This window comes from Arthrobacter sp. zg-Y20, from assembly GCF_030142075.1.
Lineage (GTDB): Bacteria > Actinomycetota > Actinomycetes > Actinomycetales > Micrococcaceae > Arthrobacter_B.
Map to the genome: position 1 here is coordinate 2,509,728 of NZ_CP126241.1, position 23,944 is coordinate 2,533,671.

A 23,944-nucleotide genomic window follows, 5' to 3' on the forward strand; every position below is an offset into this window, starting at 1 on the left:
GTTTTGGCCGATCAGCAGGGACACCCGCAGCGCGGACGCATGTACACCCTCGATGAGCTCAACGACCTGGCGGAGGAGGGCGACCCCTGGGCCATGGGCAAGGTGGATGAGTGGGAACAGCACTTTGCCAACGAGTTCGCCGGTTCCATGACAGACCGGTGCCCTGACGAGGACTGCGACCAGTTCGGTGAGCGCGTGACCATCTGTTACGGCGAGGACGGCCAGATCCTGGACATCGACCACGGGGGCTGGGGCCACGGGCCGGCCCGGGACAAAGCTGCGGCAGAGAGCGAACGCCGCGCGTCCTAGCTCCGGAAAGGGACGCTCCCGGCGAGCAGGTCACTGGCTGACGGCGGCGTGCCTTCCCGGAGATGCAGGTTGCGCTGTCAGCACCGGCTGCTTTGCCGTCAAAAAAAGATACCTGTACGCCAGGACCGCACCCGCCGCCATCACCATGAGATAGGCCAGGGTCAACCCTTGCCAGGTGCCCGGAGGCTGCCACGCCGGATCAAGCATTTCCTTCCAGCGGACCATCTCGTCTAGACCTACCGTGTACCGTCGAAGAACATAAACGAAGGCATACGTGTGGACCGCGACCGCTGTGGCCAGCAGCCACTTCGCTGCGCTCCGCGCCCACAATGATTTCGGGAAGGGCTTGAACCTGAGGGCCACACCGCAGGCCAGCAGCAGCACCACTATGAGTGCCAGCAGATAGCGTCCCTGCCATATCCACCCGAGTTCCTGCACAACCTTCGCCTGCATTAGGGGCGGAACTGCAACAGCCGCGATGATGAGCAAATAGATACCCCACCGGCCGCGCACGGGACGTGATGTGATACCGGCCAGGAGAACGACCGCCATTGTGAAGTACCAGAAAATGTAGATGCCGGATGGCAGACGGGTGTCCAGCCAGCCCATAAAACCGATGTAACCGGTAGCGTAATCAAAGGTGCGATCCAGCATAATTGCCGCTGCTGTACTGGGATCAATATCCAGCGGTTCTCCCACCAGACTCTTAAAGCTTTGCGCTTTCAGAAGCCACAGCAGGCTCAGCAAACATCCGGCCCCCAGGACCGCGATCATTGCTTGGCTGAACCTATCCGCCAGCACCCTCCCCAGCGGACGGTACCCATAGCTGAATACGGCGGCTGCAACTGCCAAAAGGAGCCACATAAGAGAGACCGGTCTCGTATTGGCAAGGAGAGCACCGGAAACGGCCACCATGAGAATGTTCAGCCGAACCGCAGTTAGTCCCGGATGGTTTTCGAGAACGACACAGAGATTCATGAAAACCGCCGCCGCGGCCGCAATCTCAAGGGCGTTCGGGTTCACTGAACCACTCAGGAACAAGACCATGGGGGTCAACGCCACCAAAGCGGCCGCGAAAGGCCATTTGGGTTTTCGTAGCTGCCCGGCGGCACACATTGTGGAGGCGAGCAGGGCAGCGCATAGCAGCCCGCTGAGTATCCGCATGCCGTAGACGGCCGGAGCACCGCTAAGAAACAAGGTCGGCAGGCCGGCTACAAGGTAGTAGATCGGGTTGTAGTTACCCGCACTGGTGCCTGCCGCTTCCAGCCCGTTGTCAGTTGCATCGAGGGGTGGCGCGCAGTCTGCAGTTACCCATGCCTTGAACTCATAACATTTTCCGTCATCGAGATGCGCCAAGTACCGCGGAACGTTAACCACGGTCTTTTCGGATTGCTGCCCGTTGAAGATGCCGATGAGCTGACCCCGGGCCACAGAGGCCGCCCGCACCACGTGCGCGTCTTCGTCCGGCACTGACAGCAAAGGGGAAGCAAGGGACCATATGGTCGTCAAAAGTCCAAGAATCGCGAATACAACCGGAAAGGACAGTTTGGGACGGCTTGCGTGGGGTCTCTTCTGGTGCATTCTTAGGTGTGTTCCTGGATGTAGGGTCGGGAGTAAAAATTGCTCGGCCGGCCTCAGCCGGGGCTATGCTTTGTCAAGTGTAGCGGCAGGGCGCATGGAACCGCGGTTCCACAACTGTTGATGTTGCGGCTATGTTTGGAAGGCTGCCGCTGTTCCCGGGCGGCCGCAGGAGAATACAACGTTCAGGCTATTTGAAGGATACGATGCCGCAGGCACCAAGAAATGAGCAGCATCTGTCCCTTAGGATCCTGCGTCATCGAACAGTCAAGTTTCTTGCCGTGGGCGGATTTTCCTTCATTATCGATCTCGGCCTGCTGGTTCTGTTGCACGAGGTGGGCAACCTTGATCTGTGGGTCGCAACGCCCATCGCATTTATCGTCAGCCTGGTTTTCAACTTCCTAATGCAGCGGAGTTTCACCTTCCGCTCCACGCACAAGCCGCTTATGAGCCTTCTGAAGTACTTGCTCTTAGTTGCGCTCAACGTTGCGGCGACGGACATTATTGTGAATTGGTTCGCCGGGGCCGGCCTAGGCTATTCGACCGGAAAGGTGGTTTCGACCGTCGCCACCATGGTCTGGAACTACTTTATTTACAAGTATTGGATTTTCCCCGCCGCCTCCCCTGACCGGAGGCCCCTGGTCGCTGACATCCTTTCCGTTGAAGCCGCCCCCTATGAGGGCGGCTACGGCCACCACGACGACGCTGGACGGCGGGCCTGACAGCTACTGCAGCAGGCGGGCCCGCGCCTCACTGACCGCTGTGACGGTAATTCCTTCCGGCACCAGGAAATTCACGACCGGCGGATGCACCCGTGCGGTCAGAACCACGTGTGCGGTCCGGCCGTCCGCAGTGCCGGTTTCCTCCTCTACGGCCAGGCCGGGGAGCCGTTCGTGCGCCCGTGTGTCGGTCAGGTAGCTGCGGGCCGCGGCGCGTACGGCATCGGGATCCAGCACCGTTGCAGGCCCTGCTCCGGCCGAAGGTTCCCCCAGTGAGAAGGTGTCCGCTGCCGCTACAGCTGCTCCGTCGGCGGCGGAGAGCAGCTTCTTCTGTCCGATATACACGGAGGACGCTGCCATCACCACTGTGACGGTCAGCAGGGTGAGCAGGGCATACCCGATGATCAGTACTCCTACCTGTCCCAGCTCGTCTCCGCTCCCCCGGCGGGCGGCATGCTTCATCCGAAGCGCTCCACGACCTGGGTGGATTCGGAGTCCACGGTCACTGCCGAGGCGCCGGGCCAGGGCAGCCCGGGCATCGGAACATCCACCTGCACACGGACGGTGACTGTCGAGCCGGGCTGCAGGCACTGGGCCGGGCAGCTGATCTGAATCCGCATCGCTTCCGCCGGCAGGCCGAAGTCGCCCAGTGCCAGTTCGGCAGCATCCCCGGCACGCTGCTCTGCCGCTGAGGTCCCGGGCGCTGAGGCATACACCTTCGCGGCGGCGTCCGCCGCGCCGACGGCGGCAAAGGAAGCGGCTTGGACCTGCCCCGCGGCCATCACCAAATAGACCACCGGAACCATCAGGAGCAGGCCGAGGAAGATGAATTCAACGACGGCGCTGCCGGCTTCGGTGTCCGCCGGCGTTGGCGCAGGCGCCGGCCCGCGGTCAGCGTGAAGGCGCATGGCCGGAGACCTCTATCCCGTCCTGCGGACCGATCAACCCGATCACCGGCAGGGGTGCCCCCACCGTGATTTCCAGCATCCGAACACCGTCCACCACCGTCTCGCTGCTTCTCACGTCCGCGGCATACTCCCCGCCCAGGGCACCTTCAATCAGCCCGGATGTCCGTTCTGCCCCATCGGCCGGGGAACGGTCCGCGAGGGCGCCGTAGCGCGCCCCGCTGGCAGCTGCGTCGATAAGGGTGTTGCGCACGTGCAGTACCAGTGCCAGCTGGATGACCGCCATGAACATGAGGCTTACCAGCGCCCCCACCATCACGAAGTCCACCACGGCAGAACCCTGCTCCCGCGCTCCGGACGTCGCTTCCCGGGCTGCCTGCCGGGCTATGGCTGCACCTGTTCCATGGCGGAGTCGAAGAGCCGTTCCAGGGCAGGCTGGACTACCACGAGGAGTCCGGCGACCAGGATGGCGGACATCAATGTGATCATCACCCAGCCCGGTACGTCTCCGCGCTCCCGGTCGGCGGGAGCAGCGGCCGCCTTGAACTGCTGCACCAACCGGTACCACCATCCCGCCGCAACGGCTACTACCGTCTTCCACGCTTCCACCGGTTCGCGCGTGCTGTCCCGGTGCCTGCTCTGGCGTTGTGCCATGTTGAGTCCTTTGCTCGAATCCGTCTGCCTCTTGTACTTCCCTCACCAGCTGCCTATAGCCCCAGGCGCAGCAGCGCGAGCCCGGGGAACACGGCAAACAGGACGGTCAGGGGAAGAATGCCGAAAATCACCGGCGCCATCATGCCGATCTCTTTTTTGCCGGCCGTTTCCATCAGTTCGCGCTTGGCTGCGTCCCGCACATCCTGGGCCTGGGCACGCATAACGTCGGCTAGCGGGGTGCCCCGGTCCACCGCCACGCTCACGCCGTCCGCGAACCGGCTCAGCGGCGCCAGCCGGATCCGGTTCGAAAAGTCCTGCAGCGCTTCGGTGAGGGGGATCCCAGACCTGGTTTGGGCGAGGACTTTGCGGAACTCCCCGGCCAGTTCGCCCCGGGCCGCAGCAGAGACCCGTTCAAGTGCACCAACCGCACTCTCCCCCGCGCCCACTGCGAGCGCCATCATTTCGGCCAGGCTCGGAAACTCCGCCAGGATCCGGGCATTGCGGAGCTTGATCCGCTGAGTCAGCACGTAATCACGCAGCAGGAAACCGGCAGCGGCACACGCTGCCGTGCCCGCCACCACGGAAAACGCTCCGATACGCCCGCTCCCCGCCAGCAGCACACCGGCCGTCCCTCCGGCCAGCAACCCTGCCCCGGCCCACAGAACCTGTTCCGCCCGGAAGTCCAGGACCGACTTTTGGCCGCCGGCCTGTTCCAGGCGCACGGCCAGGGGGCCGTTGGCCGGGGAAAGCCTGTTCAGGCGCCGGACCGTGTCCCGCAGCACCGGCCGCAGAATACGTTCCAGGGTGCCGAAAGGGGTGATGTCCCCCTGCGACAGCAAGCGGGAGGCCGGCGTGACTGAGCGCAGGTGCGGTTCCACCCGCTCGGCAAAAGAGGTGCCCCGCGCCGCCGGCAGCCTGGCGGCCAGCAGCAGGAGTCCGAACCCCAGGAGGACACCGGCAAGTACGACCAAGGGGCCGGCGGGCATCACCGCAGCACCCTTACATCTTCAGGCAGGGCGCCGATCCGCAGCATCAGCCGGTAGCAAAGGATCGAGACCGCCATACCCGCCGCCAACACCGCAGCCCCGGCACCGGTGTTGTAGGCGGCCGCTGTTTCCGGCCGGGCGGCCAGCAGCAGCAGCACGGCCCACGGCGCCGCCACTGCCAGACGGGCCGCGTTGACCGTCCACGACTGCCGCGCCAGCAGCTCGCTCCGCGTGCGGGCGTTCTCCCGCAGGAAACCGGCCAGGGTACCAAGCAACCGTCCCAGATCCGTGCCGCCCACCTGACGGGTGATCCGCAGGGCCTCGACAATACGGTCTGCCACCGGATCAGCCAGGGCGTCCTTCAGCCGGTTCAGCGCATCCTCGAAATCCCCTGCGGAGCGGTAATCGGCCGCGAAGGCACGGAAGTAGCCGCGCAATTCGCCGGGCCCGTTGTCCGCCAACTGGATGAGTGCCTCCGGAAGCGGCAACCCGGCCCGGATCGCCGAGCGGAGGTGGTCAACGACGTCGGGCCACAGCTCGGCCAGCGAAGCCCGCCTGCGCCGGGCCTGCATCCGTACCAGTGTGTAAGGCAGCCCGGCCCCAAAGAGACCGAAACAGGCGGCAATCGGCAGGGACAGGGTAACGATGAAGAACCCGGCCAGCACCAGCGCTCCCGTGCCCGCGCAGGTGGCCAGCAGCCCTGCCGCACTGACCCGTTCAATACCTGCCTGGCGCAGGAGTTCCTCAACGCGCGCGGTTCGGCGCCGCGCTGGAGCCGGTCCACGGTTCCAGCAGGACTGCCACAAAAGCAGCAGCCCCAGCCCGAGGCAAAGCCCGGCAGCAGCGCTCATGCCCGGGCCTCCAGTAATGCGGCCACATCGATCCCTGCTTGGGCGAACTTCTCCGCAGCCGGCATGGACGACGCGGTCGCGGCCAGTTGCCCGCCGCCGGTGCGGGAGAATACCGACGACGTTTCGATGACCCCGTTTTCCACCCGGCGGCCCAGCGCAACCACTTCCGTGACTTCCCGACGTCCCGACGGTGTCCGTGCGCAGTGGACCACCAAGTCAATGCAGGAGGCAACCGTGGGAACCACGAAGGCGCTGGAGATATTGCTGCCTGCCAGAAGGGGAAGCGTGCATAGCTTGGTAACGGCGTCCCGGGCACTGTTGGCGTGGATGGTGCACATGCCGGGCAGGCCTGCATTCAGCGCAATCAGCATGTCCAGGCTCTCCGCTTCCCGGACTTCCCCCACAATCAGGCGGTCCGGACGCATGCGCAGTGCCTCTTTCACCAGCCGGCGCAGCGGAATCTCGCCCTCGCCTTCCAGGTTTGCCTGCCGGCACTGCAGGCCCACTACGTCGCGCAGCGGCAGCTGCAGCTCGAAGATCTCCTCCACCGTCACTATCCGTTCCCTTGGCCCGATGGAGGCACCGAGACAGTTGAGCATGGTGGTTTTGCCGGCCTGCGTGGCCCCGGAGACGAGGATGTTCAGTCCGGCGCCGACGGCGGCGCCGAGGAAGCGGGCCGCCGGCGCGGACAATGTGCCAAGCTCCACCAGATGCTCCAGACGCCGCGCCCGGGCCACGAATTTGCGGATGTTCACTGCCCAGTGGCGCCTGGTGACATCCGGAATGGCCACGTGCAGGCGGGAGCCGTCCGGCAGGGCGGCGTCCACGAAAGGCGAGGAAAGGTCCAGGCGGCGCCCGGAGGACTTCAGCATGCGCTCCACCAGCAGCCGCACCTGCTCGGGTGTCAGCGACAGTGAGGTCAGTTCGGACCGGCCGTCCCGGGCCAGGTAGATTTCCGCGGGCGAGTTGATCCAGATTTCTTCCACGCCCGGGTCATCGAGCAGCGGCTGCAGCACGCCGAAGCCAGCCACCGAATCAAACACCTGCTGCCGGACGCTGTCCAGCCGGCCCAGCGGGGGCAGCGATCCCAGCAGGGAACGTTCGTCGTAGTCGGACACGGCCGCGTCCACCAAACGCCGTACTTCATTGACCTGTTCCTGCGGGTCCAGGCCGCGCACGCGGATGAGCTCGCGCACCTCGTCCTCGACGATCCGCATGGCGTCCATCAGCATCCCCCGCCCCCACTGACCGGGCCGGCGGCCCGGTTTACTGTGCCCGGCCCCTCACCGGGGCCACGGGCGACACACTAAGGCTGCGCGGACACAGGCGCGAGGGTACGGACGGAGCCTGTGGATAAGCTCCGCCGTGACGCTCAGAGGACCGGCTTCCGCACCTTGGTCAGTGCGCGGAAATGGATCGCGACGCCGGCCAGCGGGCCGATCAGCAGGCTCAGTACGCAGCGCACCTCGGTGGAAAACGGCAGGAGCAGGATCAGGAAGGCAAGGACGGATGCGGTCAGCCAGCCGGCCGTGTAGGCCCGGTGGCGTCCGGTGGCCAGCAGCGCCATACCCGACAGGGTCAGCACGGCAATTCCCGCCGTTGCCACGGTCAGCGCCGCCAGGACCCATCCCTGGATGCGGTAGTCGTCGCCGAAGAAGGTCATCAGCCACGGTCCCGCCCACCAGGCCAGCACGGCGCCGGCCCCGCCCAGGGCAAGCACTGCCAGGATTGGCCGGGACAGTGCTTTCCAGCCTTTGCCGTCTTCGGCCCGCAGCACCGCATTGATTGCCAGCCCCTGGAAAGCCACCAAGGGCAGCATGATGGGTGCCCGCGTCAGGGAAATGGCCAACAGCACCGGGGCTGCAGTGGCGAAGTCCTCCGGCGGCGTCGTGACCTTCACCAGCAGCGGATAGGACACCACCAGGGCGGCCGAGGCGGCAGCGGATACACACGCCTGGGCCGTACCGCGCAGCAGTAGTCCCAGCCGGACATCACCGTGGGCGCGCAGCCCGGCGCGGGCGGCAGGCGAGAACAGGACCAGCGCAGGCCACGCCAGCAGCGCAGCCAGGCAGGCAGCTTCCAGGCCCTGCAGGCCCAGCCCCAGGCCGGCAGCCCCTGTGACAGCAGCCAGGCGCAGCCCGGCTTCCAGCAGCACCAGCTTGGAATAGGGATGCCACTGGTCCATCGCCTGCAGCGCGCCCGACAAGGCAGCATGAACGGCGAACACGAGGCTTGTGGCCAGGAGGATGCCCACAATGGTCCACTGCTGGCCCGAGCCGCCGATGCTGAACGGCACGGTCACCGCCGCCACGGCTACGGCCAGCACCGTGCCTGTGATCAGCGCACTTGCCGTGATGGACCCGCCCCTCGGCGTACCCGCCGGAGCGAGCAGGCTGCGGCCCACCGCCCGAGTGGACTCGGCCGCGATCCCGTTCAGGATCCCGTACACGGCAAAGAGTGCTCCCCAGAAAGCGAGGAAATCTGCATTGGCCGAGGCAGTGAGGTTCCGCGCTGCCACCACCAGGATGAGGAACCCGGACAACGCCGCGAACACCGACACCGCACCCACGCCGGTGGCCTGTCGCGAATCGATGCCGGGCACTCGGTTCTCCTATTGTTAGCTGCCGGTCCGTCCCATAGCATCAACCTGCTCCATGTGCGGGCCGGGAGGAAGTAAATCCCGCCCACACTACGCGCCGGACGGGTTTCAACGCCACAGCCGGGGCTGCGCTGCACGCTCTGTATTTCCTCGTCCCCGTTGTCCCGACGGAAGGAAAGCGGCAATGGAAACAATCGATGTGCTCCTGCCCTACTACGGCGACGTGGGCTTCCTGAAGGCGGCAGCGCAGAGCGTACTCGACCAGGACTACCCTGACTGGCGGCTGGTGGTCCTTGACGATGCGTATCCCGACGACGAGCCCGCCCGCTGGTTCGCGGCACTCGCCGATCCGCGGGTGACTTACATCCAGAACCCTGCGAACCTTGGTGCCAGCGGGAACTACCGCAAGGCGCTGGCTCTCGCAGAAGCACCCATTGTGGTGATGATGGGCGCTGACGACCTGATGCTGCCGTCCTATCTGAGTGCCGTGGCAACCGCGCTTACCGCCCACCCGGATACGTCCGTGGTCCAGCCGGGAGTGGTGGTCATTGACGAATACGGTGCCCGGAGCCGGACCATCACCGACATGGTCAAGCGGCTTGCCTCACCCCGGCCGCGGCCCGAGTTGACCATCGGCGGCGAGGACATGGCCGCCAGCCTGCTGCATGCCGGCTGGCATTACTTTCCGTCCCTGGCCTGGCGGACCGAAGAGATGCAGCGGTTCGGCTTCCGGCCGGGGTACGACGTCGTCCAGGACCTCGCGCTCCTGCTGGACATCGCGGCCGCCGGCGGTTCCATGCTCCTGATCAGCGACCCCGTCTTCCAGTACCGGCGGCACAGCAGCTCAGACTCGTCCGTACGGGCCGTAGACGGACGGAGGTTTGCGGAGGAACGGAGATTCTTCCGTGAGGAGGCGGCCAGGTTCCGGGAGCTGGGCTGGAAGAAGGCGGCACTGGCAGCGGACCTCCACTGGACCTCGCGGCTGCACGCGCTGCTGGTGCTGTTAAGGAGCGTGCGCAGGCCAACAGTTCAGGGCACCGTTGTGCTGGGACGGCACGTCCTGACCTGACTGCTAATAGCCCGGGGCGGGCGCCAATCCAAGATAGGTTTCCAGGGTCCCTGCTCCTGAGGCCCGCAGGCCGGCAGCCATGGAGTCGCCGACATAGCGAAGGTGCCACGGCTCGTACGCGTAGCCGGTCACGGGTTCGGCGCCCTCCGGGTAGCGGACAATAAACCCGAAGCGGTGTGCATTCGCTTCGACCCACTGGCCGGCAGGGGTTTGTGCAAAACACGCCTGCAGCTGGCAGGAACCGTCGGCTGCGCCGACGTCGGCAGCCAAACCGCTTTGGTGCTCGCTGTGGCCGGGACGGGCAGAGATCCGGTCCGCTGCCTCCACGCCGTAGCGGGCCACATAAGAGTCGTAAACAGCCGACTGGGCGGAGTAGGAGCGGTAGGCGCTGACCAGCGCCAGGTCCGCACCTGCTGCTGCCGCGTCAGCCTGCATCCGGCTGAAAGCGTCAGCCGCCTCTGCCCGCAGTGTGCTGCCGCCCGCCGGAACCAGATCTGCCGGAGCATAGTCCGCGGGCCCAAACGGCCGCTGCTTGTTGACCACCGCGCCCACGGAGGCGGGGTCGTCAATATCGCGCTGCACTGCTGCCCCGGTGGAAGGGGACCAGGTGATCAGCCCACGTTGGAAGTGCTGGCGGCAGCTGCCGTCGCCGCAGACCGGAGCCTCAACGGGATAACCCAGCGGCCCCTCCTCGGCAGCGTCTGCTTCCCAGGCCGCACGGATGGCGCCCCAAACCGGCATGGCGCCGGTTGCCGGGGTCCAAACAATGGCACCGTGCTGGTAGGTCCGTATGCAGCCGTTGTCGCGCTGGCCGCAGGTTTCCCGCCCGGTGGGGGCACCGAGGCCGCCGGAGGAACCGCCAAAGGAAGCATGCGCGGAATCGATGGCCGTCTCCTGGCCCGCGGTCGCACCGGAAACACCGGCGAAGGCAGCAAGGAGGACCACGGCATTGGCCACCGCCAGCGAGCTTCGTGTCAGACGCATGTTCCTCCTTTTAAACGCAGTTCCTCAGTGCATTATCGGCAGCAGGAACCCTATTCGTTAGGTGTCACCGGCAACTTTCCCCGCTACCCTTTACCGGCTTGGTGGCCGGGCGAACTGTTACTTCCAGCGTGGCGTGCCTGCCCCGGATCCTGCGAAACCGTCAGGTACGCTTTAGCTCGTCTTACAGCGAATTCGCTGGCATTTGGTTCCGCGCACTGTCTGGAGAAACTCTTGAAGAACCGTTACGTTTTCCGGATGGCCGGCGCGGCCCTGGCCCTCGCACTTAGTTTCAGCGTAGTACAGCCGGCTGCCGGCTGGGCGCAAAACCAGGCCGGTGAGCAGGCTGTGGAAGCCGTTCCCGGCAATACCCCCGCCGCCCAGACAACGGAGCCGGCGGACCCGGCTGTGCGCGAAGGTGAAACAGTTCCGTCAGCTCCGCCGGAGTCCGCGGCCGACGGACCTGCCCAGGCCCCGGCCGATGCCGCACAGACCCCCGGGAGCACTCCCTCACCGTCCTCCGCACCCACGGCCCCAGCCGATGGGGCTCCCGCGGAGGACACGGATCTATTGGATGAGGTTGGGCCGCTTGGTGCCCGCATGGGGCAGGGCCTGGAACGCCTGCTGACCACCGGAGACCCCCAGGTGCCCACGCCCGAGGAGACGGCGTTGCGCGAAGCCGCCGATGCGGGGGCCCTGCCGGCTCCGGAAGCCGTAACGCCCAACCCGATTGCCGGGCCTGCCGCAGCTGTGGATCCCGCCGCCTCCCGCTCGGCAAAAGCCCCCGGCACGCTCCGGATCGAGGCGGCTTTCACCGCCTCTGATACGGCTGGGGTTTCCCCCGCCGCTGATTGGCGGCCGCAGGGACTCCAAGGCCTCGATGTAAGCAGCCATCAGGAAAACGTTGACTGGGCCGCAGCGTGGAACCAGGGCGCACGTTTCGCGTACGTCAAGGCAACCGAAGGAACGTCTTACACGAACCCGTATTTCGGGCAGCAATACAACGGGTCTGCAAACGTTGGAATGTACCGCGGTGCTTATCACTTCGCCCTTCCCAACCTTCAGGAAAGTGGTGCAGCACAGGCCAACTATTTCCTGGATCACGGCGGCAATTGGGCTTCCAACACCGGAACGCTGCCGCCGCTGCTGGATATCGAGTACAACCCTTACGCATCCATGGGCAACACCTGCTACAACCTTTCCGCCGGACAAATGGTTTCCTGGATTGCGTCCTTCTCTGACGCCGTTTATGCCCGGACCGGCACCTTTCCGCTGATCTACACGACCACCGACTGGTGGCGCACCTGTACCGGCAACTCGGCCCAGTTCGCCAATCACCGGCTGCACATCGCCAACTACAACACGGTAGGCGCGGGCACCCTGCCCAACGGCTGGTCCACCTACGCTATTTGGCAGTACAGCAGCGCCGGCCCCTACGTCGGCGATTCCAACGTGTGGAACGGCAATGAGGCCAGCCTCGAAGCTGCCACCCGTTACGAGGTCCCGTCCTCCTACGAGAACGTCCGCAGGGCCAGCGGCGTCGGGATTCCCCTGTCCAGGCTGGTGTGCGGGCTGCAGGCCGGCGGTTGCCTCCAGGACTTCCAATCCGGCAGCATCTACTCCACGCCGTCCACGGGCACCCACGCCGTCAGTGGCTCAATCAGGTCAGCTTGGTGGGCCACCGGCGGCCAGGGCGGTGCCTATGGCTACCCCATCTCCGAGCAGGTCTGCGGGCTCAAGGACGGCGGGTGCCTCCAGGACTTCCAGCACGGCACGTTCTACGCCACGCCTTCTAACGGCACCCACGGCGTCAGTGGAAGCATCCGGTCCGTCTGGTGGGCAGCAGGCGGCCAGGGCGGCCCCCAGGGCTACCCCATCTCCGACCTCGTCTGCGGCCTGAAGGACGGCGGCTGCCTCCAGGACTTCCAAAACGGCACCTTCTACGCCAGTGCCGTAACCGCCGCCCGCCCGGTCACCGGAGCCATCCGTGCCGCGTGGTGGGCGGCGGGCGGCCAGAACAGCTCCTACGGCTACCCCATCTCCGACCAGGTCTGCGGCCTCAAGGACGGCGGCTGCCTCCAGGACTTCCAAAACGGCACCTACTACATCACCCCGGCCAACGGCACCCGCGCCGTCACCGGCACCATCAGGAAATCGTGGTGGGCAGCAGGCGGCCAGGGCGGCCCCCAGGGCTACCCCATCTCCGACCAGGTCTGCGGCCTCAAGGACGGCGGCTGCCTCCAGGACTTCCAAAACGGCACCTACTACATCACCCCGGCCAACGGCACCCGCGCCGTCACCGGCACCATCAGGAAATCGTGGTGGGCAGCAGGCGGCCAGGGCGGCCCCCAGGGCTACCCCGTCTCCGACCAGGTCTGCGGCCTCAAGGACGGCGGCTGCCTCCAGGACTTCCAAAACGGCACCTACTACATCACCCCGGCCAACGGCACCCGCGCCGTCACCGGCACCATCAGGAAATCGTGGTGGGCAGCAGGCGGCCAGGGCGGCCCCCAGGGCTACCCCGTCTCCGACCAGGTCTGCGGCCTCAAGGACGGCGGCTGCCTCCAGGACTTCCAAAACGGCACCTACTACATCACCCCGGCCAACGGCACCCGCGCCGTCACCGGCACCATCAGGAAATCGTGGTGGGCAGCAGGTGGCCAGGGCGGCCCCCAGGGCTACCCCGTCTCCGACCAGGTCTGCGGCCTCAAGGACGGCGGCTGCCTCCAGGACTTCCAAAACGGCACCTACTACATCACCCCGGCCAACGGCACCCGCGCCGTCAGCGGCACCATCCGCTCTGCATGGTGGGCAGCGGGCGGCCAGGGCGGCCCCCAGGGCTACCCCATCTCCGACCAGGTCTGCGGACTCAAGGACGGCGGGTGCCTCCAGGACTTCCAAAACGGCACCTACTACATCACCCCGGCCAACGGCACCCGCGCCGTCAGCGGCACCATCCGCTCTGCATGGTGGGCAGCAGGCGGCCAGGGCGGCCCCCAGGGCTACCCCATCTCCGACCAGGTCTGCGGACTCAAGGACGGCGGCTGCCTCCAGGACTTCCAAAACGGCACCTACTACATCACCCCGGCCAACGGCACCCGCGCGGTCACCGGCGCCATCCGCTCTGCATGGTGGGCAGCGGGCGGCCAGGGTGGCGTCTACGGCTACCCGGTCTCCGACCAGGTCTGCGCATCAGACAGAATCTGCGTACAGGACTTCGAGAAGGGCACCATCAAGAAATGAGTGAGTCCCCCCTCCGCCGTTTCCCGCGCCGGGGAACGGCCCCCGGCGCGGAGCACGATGCAGTCATTGGTATGATGGCCTCGATGCCTTCCTCAACCCGCACCCTAGTGATTATTCCTGCCTGGAATGAAGAAGCCGCCCTCCCGGAGACCATCCGTGAAATCAAGGTTTCCGCCCCCGACTGCGATGTCCTGGTAGTCGATGACGGTTCCACCGACGGCACCAGGCGAAGCGCCCTGTCCGCCCGGGTAGACGTACTGACCCTCCCCTTCAACCTGGGGGTAGGCGGCGCCATGCGTGCCGGCTTCAAGTACGCCTACTGGCGGGACTATGACGCCGTCATCCAGGTGGACGCCGACGGGCAGCATGATCCGCGGGACATCCGGCGGGTCCTCGCCGGACTTGAACACTCCGACATTTCCATTGGTGCACGGTTCGCGGACCGCGGCAGCTACGAGGTTCGCGGCCCCCGCAAGTGGGCCATGCAGTTCCTGGCCGGCGTCGTGTCCAGGCTCGCCGGCACCAAGCTGACGGACGTCACCTCCGGATTCCGCGCCGGCAACCGCCGGGCCATCCGGCAGTACCTGGAGCACTACCCCGCCGAATACCTCGGTGACACCATAGATTCGCTTGTCGTGGCCATCCGCAGCGGTTGCTCCGTCACCCAGGTGCCGGTGGAAATGCGTCCCCGCCAGGCGGGCGTGCCGAGCCACAACCCGTTCAAATCCACCATCTACCTTGCACGGTCGGGGCTCGCACTGCTGCTGGCATTGACGCGGAAGCGCTCAACGCTCCCCACCGCAGAAAGCATGTCCTAATGTCCCCCGGCAGCATCATCACATTCGCTATTGCCTTCCTGACGGTCGCGCTGGTGTTCCGCATGCTCCGGCGCGGACAGCTCAGGGAGAAATACGCCATCCTGTGGCTGTCCCTGGGCGTGGTGACCCTGGTACTCACGGCGTTCCCCCAGATCCTCCTCTGGACCAGCCAGCTGCTGGGAGTTCAGGTTCCCGCGAACCTTATTTTCGCCGTCGCGCTGACCCTTCTCGTGGGCGTTACCCTTCACCTGTCCTGGGAACTTTCCACGGTTGAGGAGGAAGCCCGGGTCCTCGCCGAGGAAGTGGGCATCCTCCGCACCACCGTGTCCCGTATGGAGGACACCCTCGACAGCCTGGCCCGCGGGCACCTGCTTGAGCAGCCCACGGACGAGGCCGGACGAACGGACCAAAGGAACTAAGTGCCCGAGCGCCAGCACCACATTGCCTTCATCGTCAACAACTACCCGCCCAAGGTGGGCGGCCTCGAACAGCACGTCTTCGCCCTGGCCAAAAGCCTTGTAAAGCTGGGCGTCAAAGTGACGGTGGTTGCCCTCGGCAGGGACATCGGCGATTGGGACGATGACGGACTCAACGTCGTCCGGCTCCGCGCAACACCCATGGTGGCCGGCGTCATTTCCTGGCCGTTGCCGGGAACCACTATCCGGCTCACGCGCTACCTGCGTTCCATCGGCGTCACGCACGTCTCCACGCACACCCGCTTCTTCCCCATGTCCGTGGTGGGTGTACGTGCGGCACGGCGCCTGAAGGTGCCGTCCATCCACACCGAACACGGCTCGGACTACGTCCGCGGCGTCTCTCCGCTGGTGGGAATGGCAAGCAACACCGTGGACCGGACGCTCGGCCGGTACGTACTACGGACCGCAACCAAGGTCCTCGCGATCTCCGAATCCGCCCAGGCCTTCGTGCAGCAGCTCTCCGGCCGCCGCGCCGCCGTCTTCCACAACGCCATCGATGTTGCCGCCTTCACCGGTGTCGAGCCGGAACTTCCCGCAGAGAAGCTGGTTTTCCTGGGCAGGATCGTTCCGGGCAAGGGCTGGGAGCGGGCCCTGGCCGTGGCGTCGAAGGTCCTTCCCGAGCGTCCCGGCGCGAGCATGCACTTCATCGGCGACGGCGCCGAACGCGCGTCCCTCGAAGCTGCAATCGCGCCGCTCCCCTTCAGGGACCGGATCCATGTGCATGGCTACCTGCGCTCCCCCGAAATATGCCGGATCCTCAGCGGAGCCATCCTGCTGAACCCCACCCGCCTGGCCGAGGGGTTCCAAACCACCCTGCTCGAGGCCGTGGCTGCCGGAGCGGCCGTTGTCAGCACACCGGTAACCGCCGCAAAATACCTTGCCGAACGTGCACCATCAGTGGTCGTCGTCGATGACGACGACGACACCCCCTGGATCCGCGCCACCGGGCGCCTCCTGGCGGACGGCTGGGCACCGGCTCCCGCCGAGTTCATAGCATCCTTCGACTGGGCCGAGCGCGGCCTGGAATACCTCGCCGTCCTGGACGAGCAGTGACCGCCCCCGGATCCGCGGGGAGCCGGTGATGAGCCCACGCCTGCGCCTCTTGGTGCAAACCGTGTTCGGCGCCATGGCTTCAGCCCTGGTTCCGGTGCTGGCACTGCTCACCCTTGATGCCGCAGAGTACGGAACTTTCTCACTGGCGTACCTGATGTTTGCCTTCGGCTGGTCCTTGGAGCTGTCGATTATCTGCGACACCTGGGCCAGATCCGTCCGGCAGAAAACCGGTCCCAACGGCTGGCGGGAAGTGAGTCACGCCCTGATCCAGCTGTCCACGCTGGCCGGAGTGCTGGGCGGCGTGCTGGTGTTCGTTTTCTTCGGCGAGGGCGCAAACGCGGTGGCCATGGGCCTTGCCGTGCTCTTCAACCTTTACCGGCTGGGCGGCCGCTTTTTCAACGCCGCCTCTGCCAATTCAGGCCGCGCAGCCGTCTCCGATGCCCTGACGGTGCTGGTCTTCGTGGCCGGCTGGGTAGCCGGATTGCTGCTGGACTTCACGGGACTGCTGCCCTTTGCCGTGGTCTGGGGCTTGTCCAACCTGGTCGGAGCCCTGGTCTTTATGCCTGTATGGGGCGGCCGTCCCTACGGCATCGGCGGCTGGATCAGCTCCCACCGCAAAACCATCAAGCCGCTGCTCACTGACTCGGTGCTGATGGATGTGGGGGCCATTGCGGTGCCCACCCTCTTCGCTCCGTCCCTGGGGCCGGCCAACTTCGGCATCTACCGGGGCATAGCCAGCGTTGCCACGCCCGTGCAGTTGATCCTCGATCCCCTGCGTCCGGTCCTCTCCCACGTCGAGCCCAAGACTTCCAGCGGGCCCAAGATCCTGGCAGGCGTACTGGGTGCCGCCGTTTTCCTGTCCCTCGCCTGCTACGCGGTCCTGGTTGCGGCCGTGCCGCGCACTTTCCTCCAGGACACCGTGCTGGGCAGCGTTGCCGGCTACGCACTGCCTGCCTCGGTGTTTGTGGCCTCCAACCTCTTCGGCCATTTCTACTACGTCTGCTCGCGGGGCCAGCTCGTGGCCCGGAGGCTGTATCTGGGACGTGTTGTGCAAACGGTGCTCAGCGTCTTGGGTCCGACGGCGGGGCTGCTGGCCTACGGGCTGTCCGGCGCCATTTGGGGCTTCACGCTGGCCAGCGTGGCCTCTTCGGTTGTGTGGTTCGTGCTGCTCCGCCAGCAGGCCACGACGGCTGCCTCCGCCGCCGCGGCTCCGCGCTAGCCTCCGATGACCTGCAGCCATTCGCTGCGCCATGCCTGGAAGCTGAACTGCTCCGTGACCGTCTTGTAGGCACGGTCTCCCAGGGCGGCGCGTTCCGCGTCACCGGCGGCAAGCATGTCATGAATGGACGCTTCCCATTCGTCTGCCGTGGAGGGCGCCTCGGCGCCCATGGCTGCGAGGACCGAGCGGTTGGTTCCCACCGGGCTGCCGAGCACCGGAAGCGCTGCGGCGCCGTACTGGAGCAGCTTGTAGGCGCACTTACCGCGGGCAAACGGGTCATCCGCCAGCGGCATGATACCCAGGTCTGCGTTGTGCAGCTCCTGGGCGAAACCGCTTTCGCTCCACTGCACGCGGTCAACGATCGCGTCCAGGGGTCCGAGGGAACGCTCCCCCGCACTGATGACCCGAAGCCGGATCGGCCTGACCCGGTTGACGTGGAGCAGGGCATCGGCGATAGGCGGCAGGAACTGTTCCGTGGCCGGGGACCCAAGCCACACCAGAGTCGGGACCTCGTTCAGCGAGTAGTCCGTTTTCTTCGGGTACAGGTCGGGGTTCACGCAGCTGGGGATCATCGTGACGTTGCGTGAAAACTTCGATGCTTCTTCAGCGAGATAGTCGTTGCCCGCGATAATCCGGTCAGCCGCCTCGACGGACCGCCGCCATACTTTGTCCTTGGGCCAGAGGCTGTAGGGAAACGGCGCCGCCGAGTGGAAGATGGCGTCGTCGAAGTCGTAGACGGACGTCTCGGCGCGCTGCAGCAGCTTCGCCTCCAGCCGGCCGTTGCTGAGCGGGGAAGCTTCCCGGCTCATCAGCAGCACACCCGGAATGGTTTTCATCGCCAGCCGGCGAAGGGCTGTTTCTGCGCCCAGCGCCTTGTCCACGTTCCGGGCAAGGGTGGCGATGCTGTTGTCGCCTTGGTCCGTGTAGGTGTACTTCCGGGCGTCCAGGCCCAGGAAGTCCAGCCATTCGTAGATGCGGACCCGGGCACTGCTGCCTTTGCGTCCGTAACTGGCCACCGTGGTCAGGTTGTGCGCGCCGCTCATTCGGCACGCTCCCGGTCCGCGAGCCCGGCGACGTACGCTGCAAGCCGTTCCTGCGCCGGCGGGGGCGTGAAGCCCGTGGCACGCAGCTTGTCCAGGTCCAACACGCTGTTCAAGGGCCGCGGAGCCGCGCTGCGGCCGGCAAAGTATTCTGCTGTGCTTACGCCCGTAACCCTGTCACCGGGCTTACCCAGGAGGACAAAGACTTCCCGGGCCACATCCGCCCAGGACATGGACGGGCCTTCATTGCTGACGTTATACGTGCCGTAGGGGGCGCCCGCGTCCAGGAGGTGCACGATGGCGCCGGCGAGGTCCTCGGCGAAGGTCAGCCTGCCGATCTGGTCATCAACAACGCTGGGGGAAACACCGCGCTCCGCCAAAGCCGCCATGGTCCGCACGAAGTTGTGCCCTTCACCGATAACCCAGCTGGTACGCAGGATATAGTGCCGGGGAACGGTGGCGACGGCGAGGTCGCCGGCCGCCTTTGTTTGGCCGTAAACACCCAGCGGCGCGAACGGTTCATCCTCCGGGTGGCCCGCCCGGGCTCCGTCAAAGACATAATCGGTCGAAACATGCACGAGTGTAAGGTGGTGCTCCTGCGCCAGCCGGGCCAGTTCAGCCACTGCCGCACCGTTGACCTGCCAGGCGTCCGCGCGGCCGCTGCCCTCGGCGTCGTCAACCGCCGTATAGGCCGCAGCGTTGATGACGGTGGAGTAGTTCTTCCAGTCCACCTGCGCCAGGGCCGAAGGATCACTGAGGTCCAGCTCGCCCCGCCCCGCGAATTCCACGTCGGTGCGGCGGGCCAGGGCGTTCCGCAGCGCCTTCCCCAGCTGGCCGTTGGCGCCGAGCACAAGGGTCCGGCGCGGCGGCATGGGCGGAACATCCGCAAGCCGGGGATGGACCCGGTCCTTGGCGGAGATTTCGGCGCCGGCCAGGTCCAGCGGCCACGGGATCCCGGCCGTCTCGTCGGCCAGGTTCAGGAACACATACTGTGACTGGGCTTCCGCTGACCAGTGGTCATTGACCAGGTAGGTGTACGCGGTGGAGTCTTCCAGGGTCTGGAAGGCATTACCCACGCCGCGCGGAACATAAACGGCGCGGGACGGGTCCAGTTCGGTGAAGAACGTGCGGCCGAACGTACTTCCCTCGCGCAGATCCACCCAGGCCCCAAAAATCCGTCCCGAGGCCACGGAGACGTACTTGTCCCAGGGCTCGGCGTGGATACCCCGTGTGGCACCCTTCTTGGTATTGAAGGAGACGTTGTTCTGGACCGGGTTGAAGTCCGGCAGGCCAAGCGCAACCATCTTTTCGCGCTGCCAGTTCTCCTTGAACCAACCGCGGTTATCGCTCATTACCGGCAGTTCACATACCAGGAGGCCGGGAATGGGTGTCTCCGTGACGGACAGCGGCTTTGGGCCGGACGCGCCGGTCACTGTCCCTGCTCCTGGTACTTCGCTTCGGTGGCCTGTTTCTGCGGGCGCCACCACTGCTCATTGCGCCGGTACCAGTCCACGGTTGCTTCCAGTCCGTCCTCGAAACGCCCGTAGGCGGGAGTCCAGCCCAGTTCGGACCGGAGCTTCGACGAGTCGATCGCGTAGCGAAGGTCGTGGCCGGGGCGGTCCGCCACCAGGTCGAAGGCGTCCTGGGGCTGGTCCAGCGCCTTGAGGATCAGGGCCACGACGTCGCGGTTGGACATCTCCCCGTCGGCGCCGATCAAGTACGTTTCTCCGATCCGGCCCTGCTCAATGATCCGCAGGACGGCGGAGGAATGGTCGTCTGCGTGGATCCAGTCCCGGACGTTGGCGCCGGAGCCGTAGAGCTTCGGTCGGACGCCGTCGAGGACGTTGGTGATCTGCCGCGGAATGAACTTCTCCACGTGCTGGTAGGGGCCGTAGTTGTTGGAACAGTTGCTGATGGTCGCCTGCAGTCCGAAGGAGCGCATCCACGCCTTGACGAGCAGGTCGGAACCGGCCTTTGTGGAGGAATAGGGGCTCGAGGGGTTGTACGGCGTGTCCTCGGTGAAGCGCTCCGGGTCATCCAGCTCCAGGTCCCCGTACACTTCATCGGTTGATATGTGGTGGAACCTGGTGCCGTGGCGCCGGGCGGATTCGATCAGCGTGTAGGTGCCGATGATATTGGTATCCAGGAACGGACGCGGATCATGGAGCGAATTGTCGTTGTGCGATTCAGCGGCGAAGTGGACGACGACGTCGGCGGCTTCCACCAGGGGGTCGACGGCGGCGGCGTCGCAGATATCACCGACCACCAGCCGGACGCGGTCCTGCGGCAGCGATTCCAGGGAGCGGGGATTGGCAGCGTAGGTCAGCTTATCCAGGACCGTCACCACGTAGTCGGTATGCCGAACCAGATGGTGGACGAAGTTGGAACCAATGAATCCGGCTCCGCCGGTCACAAGAATGTTTCGCATGATTCAAGCCTACTAGTTTGGTGAGGCTACCTTTGGCACGCGATGATGGACGCATGCGTGGAATAATTCTCGCCGGCGGCACAGGATCCCGGCTTCATCCAATCACCATGGGCGTCAGCAAACAGCTGGTTCCGGTCTACGACAAGCCGATGATCTACTACCCGTTGTCGACCCTGATGCTGGCCGGCATCCGCGACATCCTGATCGTCACGACTCCTGCGGATTCCGAGCAGTTCCAGCGGCTGCTGGGCGACGGTTCCCGCTTCGGCGTTTCCCTGTCCTATGTGGAGCAGAAGTCGCCCGACGGCCTCGCCCAGGCATTCATCCTCGGTGCGGATCACATCGGCAACGGCCCCGTGGGCCTGGTACTGGGTGACAACATTTTCTACGGTCCGGGCATGGGTACGCAGCTGCGCCGGTTCACTTCCCCGGACGGCGCCGTGATCTTCGGCTACCAGGTGGCCGATCCCACTGCCTACGGTGTGGTGGAGTTCGCGGACGACGGCAAGGTCCTCTCCCTTGAGGAAAAGCCGTCCGACCCCAAGAGCAGCTATGCGGTCCCGGGACTGTATTTCTATGACAACGACGTCATTGAAATTGCCCGCAACCTCCGCCCCTCCCCCCGGGGAGAACTGGAGATCACCGACGTCAACTCCACGTATCTCGCGGAAGGACGCCTCAAGGTCGATATCCTGCCCCGCGGCACGGCCTGGCTGGACACGGGCACGTTCGATTCCCTGAGCGAAGCCACCGACTTCATCAAGACCGTGCAGAAGCGCCAGGGACTGTCCATCGGCTGCCCGGAAGAGATCGCCTGGCGGCTGGGTTACCTCAGCGATGAGGAACTGCTGCGGCTGGCCGCGCCCCTGGTGAAGAGCGGGTACGGCGCGTACCTGCAGAAGCTGGTGGATTCCGAGCAGGGCCGCCGTCGGTGAACTGGGTATACGTTCTCCCCTATTTCTTCTCCGGCTTCGCCTTCCTGTTCGTACCGGGGGTTGCGGTGGGTCTGGCCCTGGGGCTCCGGGGCGTCCCGCTCATCGGGCTCGCAGCGCCGCTGTCCATCTCGGTCATCTCCTGCACGGCCGTGGCCAGCGGAATCCTCGGACTGCCGTGGGGCTGGCCCCTCGTCGCGGCCGCCACCGCGGCTGCCGCCGTCGTTGTGTTCCTTGTCCGCCTCCTGGCTGACCGGTTCGCCGCCCGCAGCCGCCCGACCGGCCGCAGGGCCGCCGCCGTCGACGTTCAGGCGGGGTTCCCGTGGCAGGGTACGGCACCTGCCCTGGCTGGCATTGCCGCCGGTGCGCTGATCATCGCGTGGCGCTTCATCCACATGATTCACCGTCCGGACTACATCTCCCAGACATTCGACGGAGTCTTCCACCTCAACGCCACCGAGTACATCCTGGAGACCGGTACGGCGTCGTCGCTGACCATCGGGCGGATGGTCAATGAAGGCGCGGACATCTCCTTCTACCCGGCCGCCTGGCACGACTACATCTCCCTGCTGGCATCCACCGGCAGCATTTCCGTTCCCGAAGCCATCAGTGTCGGGAACATACTGATCGCAGGCCTGGCCTGGACCACCGGATGCGTTTTCCTGGTCAGCCGCATTCTCGGCACCCGGCCCATGCCGCTGCTGCTGACGGGTGTCCTGTCCGCAGCCTTTGCCGCTTTCCCCTACCTGATGATCGATTTCGGTGTCCTGTACCCGAACCTGCTGGCGATTGCCCTCATGCCCGCCTGCCTGGGCCTGGCCGTGTCGGCCGCAGGTGCCTCCGTCCGCAAGGACCTTGGCCGGTGGACAGCCCTGGCTGCACTTGTGCTGGCCCTCCCCGGCATGCTCCTGGCGCATCCCAGCACGCTGATTTCATTTATTGCCCTGACCCTTCCCTTGGCTGCACTGGCCGCCGCCCGGTTGTGGCAAGGCCTGCAGGGCAGGGGTTGGCTGCGGGTCCTGCCCCTCGCCGGGACCGCCCTCTACGGTGTGCTGACCGTGGTGCTGTGGAGCAGGATCCGTCCTGATCCCACGGCGGCAACATGGTATCCGGTCGAATCGGCGGCGCAGGCGGCCGGTGAAGCCTTCCTGAGCGCTCCGCTGGGCCGACCGGTGCCGCTTATGGTGGCTGTCCTGACCTTTGCCGGCGTCGTGTACTGCGCACGCAACTTCCAGCGGCTCTGGTGGCTGCTGGCCTCCTTCGCGGTCAGCTGCATGCTGTTCGTTATTGTGGCCGGCTTCCCCTGGGGGGATCTCCGCACAGCCTTTGCCGGCGTGTGGTACAACGACCCGTACCGTCTGGCGGCCCTGCTGCCCGTCCTGGGCCTCCCCGTGGCCGCCGTCGGCGCCTGGTCGGTGGTTGAGGCTCTCCGCGGCGCATTCGCCGGCCGTTTTGGGACCAGGCATGCGGCTGCAGTTCCGGGGACGTCGGACGGCGCCGAGGCAATCGAGTCCGTCAAGACACCACGCGGCCGCTACGTTTTGCCGACCGTTGCGGTTGTCCTGCTGGTGGTTCTGGCCTTGACCACCCAGGGGAAGAGCATCGACACGGCGCAGGCGTCCGGCGCAGCGAACTTTGCCCTGACGGGCGATTCGCCGCTGCTTTCCGCTGATGAGTCCGAGCTGCTGGAACGGGTTCCGGAGGAAGTCCCGGAGGACGCCGTCGTCGTCGGCAGCCCCTGGACCGGCGCCTCGCTGGTTTATGCCCTGTCCGGGCGCCGGACACTGATGCCGCACATCTTCTATACGCTCTCCCCCGAGGGCCAGACCGTGGTCGACCGCCTGGACGAGATGCTCACGGATCCCGCCGTCTGCCAGGCCGTCGAGGACCTGAACGCCTACTACGTTCTCGACTTCGGACCAAAAGAGGTTCACGGCGGCGACCACCCTTACGCCGGGCTGGATGATGTCGGCGCCGCGAGCGGGTTCGAGCTCGTGGACCAGGAAGGCAGTGCCAAGCTGTACCGCGTAAGCGGCTGCGGGTAGGCCGCCCCTGGAACCTGAGCCTTAACGCCGCCGGCCCGG

At 65.8% G+C, this 23,944-nt stretch carries 23 protein-coding genes; 10 read left to right on the plus strand and 13 right to left on the minus strand.

The features are described from left to right. Nucleotides 1-3 precede the first annotated feature (3 nt). Nucleotides 4-309 carry a hypothetical protein gene (locus QNO06_RS12045; RefSeq protein WP_227913764.1) on the plus strand — a complete coding sequence of 102 codons (306 nt, stop codon included), beginning with the start codon at nt 4-6 and terminating at the stop codon, nt 307-309. A 30-nt stretch (nt 310-339) separates the two neighbouring features. Here the strand turns inward: QNO06_RS12045 and QNO06_RS12050 are convergent, their stop codons facing one another. Next, the gene (locus QNO06_RS12050) at nt 340-1,890 is read right to left on the minus strand and encodes a DUF2142 domain-containing protein (protein WP_227913762.1); all 1,551 of its coding nucleotides are present in this window, start codon (nt 1,888-1,890) and stop codon (nt 340-342) included. A 203-nt stretch (nt 1,891-2,093) separates the two neighbouring features. Here QNO06_RS12050 and QNO06_RS12055 point away from each other — a divergent pair, with 203 nt between their 5' ends. Next, entirely contained in the window at nt 2,094-2,609 is a 516-nt protein-coding gene (locus tag QNO06_RS12055; protein WP_227913761.1) for a GtrA family protein, read from the plus strand. Nucleotides 2,610-2,612: 3 nt separating this feature from the next. On the opposite strand, the gene QNO06_RS12060 is transcribed toward QNO06_RS12055, so the two are convergent. The 8 genes from QNO06_RS12060 to QNO06_RS12095 all read right to left on the minus strand — a co-directional run bounded on the left by QNO06_RS12060 (nt 2,613) and on the right by QNO06_RS12095 (nt 8,604). Next, the gene (locus tag QNO06_RS12060) at nt 2,613-3,068 is read right to left on the minus strand and encodes a hypothetical protein (protein ID WP_227913760.1); all 456 of its coding nucleotides are present in this window, start codon (nt 3,066-3,068) and stop codon (nt 2,613-2,615) included. Further along, on the minus strand, nt 3,065-3,514 hold the full coding sequence (locus QNO06_RS12065) for a hypothetical protein (protein WP_227913759.1): 450 nt from the start codon (nt 3,512-3,514) through the stop codon (nt 3,065-3,067). Before QNO06_RS12065 ends, QNO06_RS12060 begins: the two co-directional genes overlap by 4 nt. Continuing rightward, complete coding sequence (locus tag QNO06_RS12070; RefSeq protein WP_331461479.1) at nt 3,498-3,842, minus strand: TadE family protein; 345 nt, start codon at nt 3,840-3,842, stop codon at nt 3,498-3,500. The genes QNO06_RS12065 and QNO06_RS12070 overlap by 17 nt, the downstream gene beginning before the upstream one ends. A gap of 53 nt (nt 3,843-3,895) precedes the next feature. Further along, nucleotides 3,896-4,165 (minus strand): hypothetical protein, encoded by a 270-nt coding sequence (locus QNO06_RS12075; RefSeq protein WP_227913758.1) that lies wholly within the window; start codon nt 4,163-4,165, stop codon nt 3,896-3,898. 53 nt (nt 4,166-4,218) lie between these two features. Then, nucleotides 4,219-5,151, minus strand: a complete 933-nt coding sequence (locus QNO06_RS12080) for a type II secretion system F family protein (protein WP_227913757.1) — start codon at nt 5,149-5,151, stop codon at nt 4,219-4,221. Next, complete coding sequence (locus tag QNO06_RS12085) at nt 5,151-6,002, minus strand: type II secretion system F family protein (protein WP_227913755.1); 852 nt, start codon at nt 6,000-6,002, stop codon at nt 5,151-5,153. Before QNO06_RS12085 ends, QNO06_RS12080 begins: the two co-directional genes overlap by 1 nt. Next, on the minus strand, nt 5,999-7,228 hold the full coding sequence (locus QNO06_RS12090) for a TadA family conjugal transfer-associated ATPase (protein WP_227913754.1): 1,230 nt from the start codon (nt 7,226-7,228) through the stop codon (nt 5,999-6,001). Before QNO06_RS12090 ends, QNO06_RS12085 begins: the two co-directional genes overlap by 4 nt. Before the next feature lie 146 nt (nt 7,229-7,374). Then, complete coding sequence (locus QNO06_RS12095) at nt 7,375-8,604, minus strand: hypothetical protein (RefSeq protein WP_227913753.1); 1,230 nt, start codon at nt 8,602-8,604, stop codon at nt 7,375-7,377. 181 nt (nt 8,605-8,785) lie between these two features. Between QNO06_RS12095 and QNO06_RS12100 the strand changes: the two genes are divergently transcribed. Beyond that, on the plus strand, nt 8,786-9,670 hold the full coding sequence (locus tag QNO06_RS12100) for a glycosyltransferase family 2 protein (RefSeq protein WP_227913752.1): 885 nt from the start codon (nt 8,786-8,788) through the stop codon (nt 9,668-9,670). A 3-nt stretch (nt 9,671-9,673) separates the two neighbouring features. On the opposite strand, the gene QNO06_RS12105 is transcribed toward QNO06_RS12100, so the two are convergent. After that, entirely contained in the window at nt 9,674-10,654 is a 981-nt protein-coding gene (locus tag QNO06_RS12105) for a D-alanyl-D-alanine carboxypeptidase family protein (protein WP_227913751.1), read from the minus strand. Nucleotides 10,655-10,885: 231 nt separating this feature from the next. On the opposite strand from QNO06_RS12105, the gene QNO06_RS12110 reads away from it, so the two are divergent. The 5 genes from QNO06_RS12110 (at nt 10,886) to QNO06_RS12130 (ending at nt 17,460) form a co-directional block, all read left to right on the plus strand. Next, nucleotides 10,886-13,894, plus strand: coding sequence for a GH25 family lysozyme (locus QNO06_RS12110; protein WP_284162461.1), 3,009 nt, complete (start codon nt 10,886-10,888; stop codon nt 13,892-13,894). 74 nt (nt 13,895-13,968) lie between these two features. Then, on the plus strand, nt 13,969-14,712 hold the full coding sequence (locus tag QNO06_RS12115) for a glycosyltransferase family 2 protein (RefSeq protein WP_227913879.1): 744 nt from the start codon (nt 13,969-13,971) through the stop codon (nt 14,710-14,712). Further along, nucleotides 14,712-15,131 (plus strand): DUF2304 domain-containing protein, encoded by a 420-nt coding sequence (locus QNO06_RS12120; protein WP_227913736.1) that lies wholly within the window; start codon nt 14,712-14,714, stop codon nt 15,129-15,131. Before QNO06_RS12115 ends, QNO06_RS12120 begins: the two co-directional genes overlap by 1 nt. Continuing rightward, on the plus strand, nt 15,132-16,241 hold the full coding sequence (locus QNO06_RS12125) for a glycosyltransferase family 4 protein (protein ID WP_227913735.1): 1,110 nt from the start codon (nt 15,132-15,134) through the stop codon (nt 16,239-16,241). A gap of 28 nt (nt 16,242-16,269) precedes the next feature. Beyond that, nucleotides 16,270-17,460 carry an MATE family efflux transporter gene (locus QNO06_RS12130; RefSeq protein WP_227913734.1) on the plus strand — a complete coding sequence of 397 codons (1,191 nt, stop codon included), beginning with the start codon at nt 16,270-16,272 and terminating at the stop codon, nt 17,458-17,460. Here QNO06_RS12130 and QNO06_RS12135 read toward each other — a convergent pair. From QNO06_RS12135 to rfbB, 3 genes are read right to left on the minus strand one after another with little or no spacing between them, the layout of a single operon-like run. Then, on the minus strand, nt 17,457-18,503 hold the full coding sequence (locus QNO06_RS12135) for a glycosyltransferase family protein (protein ID WP_227913732.1): 1,047 nt from the start codon (nt 18,501-18,503) through the stop codon (nt 17,457-17,459). The two genes, QNO06_RS12130 and QNO06_RS12135, sit on opposite strands and share 4 nt — an antisense overlap. After that, nucleotides 18,500-19,933 (minus strand): dTDP-4-dehydrorhamnose reductase, encoded by a 1,434-nt coding sequence (gene rfbD / locus QNO06_RS12140; RefSeq protein WP_227913730.1) that lies wholly within the window; start codon nt 19,931-19,933, stop codon nt 18,500-18,502. Before rfbD ends, QNO06_RS12135 begins: the two co-directional genes overlap by 4 nt. Further along, a complete protein-coding gene (gene rfbB / locus QNO06_RS12145) occupies nt 19,930-20,928 on the minus strand; it encodes a dTDP-glucose 4,6-dehydratase (protein WP_227913729.1) in 999 nt (332 codons plus the stop codon). Before rfbB ends, rfbD begins: the two co-directional genes overlap by 4 nt. Before the next feature lie 53 nt (nt 20,929-20,981). Here rfbB and rfbA point away from each other — a divergent pair, with 53 nt between their 5' ends. Both rfbA and QNO06_RS12155 read left to right on the plus strand, forming a co-directional pair. After that, nucleotides 20,982-21,863 carry a glucose-1-phosphate thymidylyltransferase RfbA gene (gene rfbA, locus QNO06_RS12150; RefSeq protein WP_227913727.1) on the plus strand — a complete coding sequence of 294 codons (882 nt, stop codon included), beginning with the start codon at nt 20,982-20,984 and terminating at the stop codon, nt 21,861-21,863. After that, complete coding sequence (locus QNO06_RS12155; protein WP_227913726.1) at nt 21,860-23,905, plus strand: DUF6541 family protein; 2,046 nt, start codon at nt 21,860-21,862, stop codon at nt 23,903-23,905. Before rfbA ends, QNO06_RS12155 begins: the two co-directional genes overlap by 4 nt. Nucleotides 23,906-23,944 lie beyond the last annotated feature (39 nt).